Here is a 4,451-nt window from a genome sequence, read left to right on the forward strand (position 1 = left end):
ACTGCTAACTACTAACTATTTGATTATGGAATTTTTGAATAAATATTTTGTAGAAATCTGTTTGAAAGATTATGCTACGTTCAAGGGACGTGTGGGACGAAGACCTTATTGGCTTTTTGTCGGAGTGCTCTTTGCGCTGCTTACATCGCTGCTGCTATTGGAGGAGTTTGTAGTATTTTCCAATAGAGAAGTAGGAGAGGTGTTTGGTTTTCTAGTGGGAATTTCTGCAGCCATAGTGTTCTTGCCCCTTATAGCGATTTCAGTGCGTAGATTGCACGATGTGGGCAAAAGTGGCTGGTGGCTCTTAGTGCCTATTTATAACATAGTATTGCTTTTAGGAAAAGGGAAAAGTGAAGCGTAAAAAATGAAGATTGCTTATCACCCCATTTATACCCATCCTGTGCCAGAGAATCACCGCTTCCCAATGGAGAAGTATGCGCTCTTACACGAACAGTTGCTTTGGGAGGGAGTTGCCACAGAGGCTGATTTTTTTACTCCACAGAAGGTTGCCCTCTCGAGCTTATACCTTGCTCATACGCCTGCTTATGTACAGGATTTTGTAGGGCAAACACTTGAGGAGCGCACGCGTATTCGCATAGGGTTTGTTCAGAGTCAGCAGCTTATAGACCGCGAGCTGACCTTGGTACAAGGCACCATAGAGGGTGCACTTTATGCGCTTGAGCAGCAGATAGCCTTTAACATAGCAGGCGGTACACATCATGCCTATTCCGATAGGGGAGAAGGCTTTTGTATGCTCAACGATCAAGCAGTGGCGGCGGCTTACCTATTAGAAAAGGGTAAGGCACAACGGGTGCTGATTATAGACCTAGATGTACATCAGGGGAATGGTACGGCAGAGATATTTGCCCAAAGACCAGCCGTGTTTACCTTTTCCATGCATGCCCAAGGGAATTATCCCTTTGTCAAAGAGCAGTCGGACAAGGATATAGCCCTACCAGATGGTACGGATGATGCGGCATATATAGCACAGTTGCGGGAAGTATTGCCCTATCTTTTTGAAACACATCGGCCTGATTTTGTATTTTACCAATCAGGGGTAGATGTGCTTGGGAGTGATAAGTTTGGCAAGTTACAACTTTCTCTAGAGGGTTGTGCCCAGCGTGATAGACTTGTTTTTGAGGCCTGTGCCCAACGACAGATACCCGTACAATGTAGCATGGGAGGGGGCTATTCGCCGAGACTTTCAACTATACTGGAGGCACATACGAATACTTTTAGGATAGCAAGGCAGGTATTTGAGATTTAATTCTTATAATTCACGATTTTTATTAAAAAAGTTGTATCTTTGCGGTTATAAGTAAAAAGTGAAGAACGAAGAGCGGAAAGTGAAAAGTGAAGAGCGGAAAGTGAAAAGTGAAAAGTGAAGAGTGGAAAGTGAAAAGTGAAGAGTGGAAAGTGAAAAGTGAAGAATGAAGAGTGGAAAGTGAAGAGTGAAAAGTGAAGGAAGCTACGTAAGTGCTTAAGTGAGTTGCAAAAAAAAGAAAGTAATAAAAAACTAAAAACTTTTATATGATGACAACAGATCAGCTTACTATGGGGGTGTTGTTCCCTATAGAAGCATTTGAGGGGCCGGTGCCTCGTATGGACAAAAACGAACAGATTGCGCTTGCTCAACAGGCGGAAGAGTTGGGGTTTGATACCTTATGGGTACGCGATGTGCCTCTTTTTGACCCTAATTTTCGCGATGTAGGGCAGATATATGATCCATGGGTGTATATGGCTCACATAGCGACCCTGACCCATGAAATAAAACTTGGTACTGCTAGTATGGTACTTCCTTTGCGCCATCCTATACACTTTGCTAAATCGGCTGCAAGTATAGACCAACTTTTCCCAGGTAGATTACACCTTGGGGTAGCCTCAGGTGACCGAGCTATAGAATATCCCGCCTTTAACAAGCCTTACGAAAATCGTAGTATAGATTTTATGCGCCAGATAGAGACTATTCGTACTTTCTGGAGTGAAGATTTTCCTCACTATGAGACTTCATTTGGGAAGATGCAAGGCGAAGCCGATGTGATTCCTAAGCCAGTGAATAAGCGTATCCCGATGTATATCACAGGGCATGCTGGGGGTATTAACCTAGACTGGATTGCCCAAAATGGAGACGGCTGGATATACTATCCACGTGAGTTTGCTTATACCAAAAATATCATACAGAACTGGAAGACAACTCTTAAGAAATACAATCAGCCAGATAAGCCTTATATACAACCCTTGTATATAGACCTATTGGAAGATCCTAATGCAGAGCCTATCACCATAGAACTTGGTTTCCGCTTAGGACGTAACTACTTGATAGACTTGTTGCAAACCCTTAAGTTTATGGGGGTAAGTCATACGATATTTATCGCTAAATTCTGTTCACGTCCTATGAATGAGGTGTTAGATGAAATAGGTAAGGAAGTGCTTCCATATATGAACGAAGGATAAATTATGGAGATTATCATCATCAATGGACCGAACTTGAATCTGTTGGGTAAGCGAGAGCCTTCAGTATATGGGCAAGCGAGTTTTGAGACGTATTTTGAGACCCTCAAGGCGGCTTACCCTCAAATCAATTTGCATTATTACCAGTCCAACCATGAAGGTGCCCTGATAGATAAGCTCCATGAGGTGGGTTTTTCCTACGATGGGATTATCCTCAATGCAGGTGCCTATACCCATACCTCGGTGGCGCTGCATGATGCTATTCGCGGAATTACCACTCCTGTGGTCGAGGTGCATATCTCTAACACCTTTGCCCGTGAGGATTTTCGCCATCATTCCTATATATCACCTGTGGCAAAGGGAATTATCATAGGATTTGGTATGGAGAGCTATCGCTTGGCAATACAAAGCCTTATTAGTGACTAGTGACTAGTGACCAATGACTAGCGAAGAGTGAAAAGTGAATAGTGAAAAGTGAAGCTAGCCAATACTTGGAGTTGGGTGTGAGGGAGAGCTACAAGCTCTTTTTATAGTAGGTATGAGCTGCAAGAAACGTGCTAGCATGCGCTAGCATATGACTAAAGAACTTGAAAAATATTTGTGAAATATGAAAATAACATTAGCTGTATTGGCCGCGGGATTGGGTTCCCGCTTTGGTGCTGATAAGCAGATAGTTCCTATATATGGGGACTCTATTCTTTTGGATTATTCGATAGCAGATGCCTTTGCGGCAGGATTTGATAATGTAGTTTTGATTGTTCGTTCTGAGATAGAAGCACAGATGAAAGCGCATTTGCTGAAAAAATTTCCTGCGGATAAACTCTCTTTTGTGTGTCAAGATACTATGACACCCAAGGAAATAGAGCGCAAAAAACCTTGGGGAACAGGGCATGCGCTATTGTGCTTAAAGGAGCTAGTGCATAATCCTTTTCTGATCATCAATGCTGATGACTTCTATGGGGCGTACTCGTTTGAGATGATGGCCGATGCCTTGCGTAAAGGGAAAGAGAAGACTTTTTTCTCGGCGGGCTATCGCTTAGGAAATACACTGAGTGAGAATGGTACTGTATCGCGTGGTATATGTACCGTAAGTGAGGATCATCACCTCATTAGCATAGAGGAGCGTACCAAACTGCTCAAAATAGGCGAGAATGAGGCAACTGATGAACGTACTGGGGAGCGTTTTCCATTGACAAGCTTTGTTTCCATGAACTTTTGGGGCTTTACCCCAGATATATTCCAGCTAGGTGTACCCCTATTTGAGACTTTTATAGCTGAACATAAGGGAGACCCTAAGGCGGAGTTCTATATTCCTACCCTTGTAAGCCATGCCATGGCACAGGGTTATGTGGTGGAGGTAGTCCCCACTGAGGCGGTATGGTTTGGAATGACCTATCAAGAGGACTTGGAAGTGGTCAGAAGAGAAATAGAGAAAATCTATGGGAAGTAAGAAGTGAAAAATAGAAAGGAAGATGAAAGCAAATACTAAATTTAAGAAGGGGGATATTGTATTGATTTCTCCAGAGGTAACACATCAAATAGATTGGATAGAAGGGACTATAATTGAAATAGAAGATAACCCTTATGTTGGTATTGTTCTGATTGTACAAACCACAGATGGTGATGTATTTTTTGAAAGAGAATGTCTCTTCAAAGAAAGTTCTTTGTGCAATGGAACTTACTGACCCAAGGCAAAGTAAAGCGCTTTTACGCACTAAAAATACCTGACTATTCCTCAAAATCATTACGAACAATATTTGACAAACATATTAGTAAAACAGTACAAGTTACTACTGACGAATGGAAAGGATATAAACCTATAAAAGACTTTAATATAACTCAAATTTCTAGTAATGATGGGAAAAATTTTCCTACATTACATAAGGTAATACATCAAGTAAAATCTTGGATAAGAGGTATATATTCTTGGGTATCAGAATTTAACATAGACCGCTATTTAGCTGAGTATAGTTTTAGAATCAATCGCTCACAAAGCAAAG

At 41.8% G+C, this 4,451-nt stretch carries 6 protein-coding genes and 1 pseudogene; all 7 read left to right on the forward strand.

Annotated features, from left to right (window positions below; translation table 11 throughout):
• Positions 1-361 (forward strand): DUF805 domain-containing protein (locus Q0625_RS08305; protein ID WP_366125065.1); only part of this gene is annotated, 361 nt, incomplete at its 5' end.
• Positions 362-364: 3 nt separating this feature from the next.
• Complete coding sequence (locus Q0625_RS08310) at positions 365-1,267, forward strand: histone deacetylase (RefSeq protein WP_298825740.1); 903 nt, start codon at positions 365-367, stop codon at positions 1,265-1,267.
• 263 nt (positions 1,268-1,530) lie between these two features.
• A complete protein-coding gene (locus tag Q0625_RS08315) occupies positions 1,531-2,454 on the forward strand; it encodes an LLM class oxidoreductase (RefSeq protein WP_298825743.1) in 924 nt (307 codons plus the stop codon).
• A gap of 3 nt (positions 2,455-2,457) precedes the next feature.
• On the forward strand, positions 2,458-2,877 hold the full coding sequence (gene aroQ, locus Q0625_RS08320) for a type II 3-dehydroquinate dehydratase (protein ID WP_298825746.1): 420 nt from the start codon (positions 2,458-2,460) through the stop codon (positions 2,875-2,877).
• Positions 2,878-3,058: 181 nt separating this feature from the next.
• Positions 3,059-3,901, forward strand: coding sequence for an NTP transferase domain-containing protein (locus tag Q0625_RS08325; protein WP_298825748.1), 843 nt, complete (start codon positions 3,059-3,061; stop codon positions 3,899-3,901).
• A 22-nt stretch (positions 3,902-3,923) separates the two neighbouring features.
• On the forward strand, positions 3,924-4,136 hold the full coding sequence (locus Q0625_RS08330) for a transcriptional regulator (protein WP_298825751.1): 213 nt from the start codon (positions 3,924-3,926) through the stop codon (positions 4,134-4,136).
• Positions 4,137-4,138: 2 nt separating this feature from the next.
• Positions 4,139-4,451: pseudogene (locus Q0625_RS08335) on the forward strand (IS1595 family transposase); the annotation flags it as partial.

The organism is uncultured Capnocytophaga sp. (assembly GCF_938029845.1).
Classification (GTDB): Bacteria; Bacteroidota; Bacteroidia; order Flavobacteriales; family Flavobacteriaceae; genus Capnocytophaga.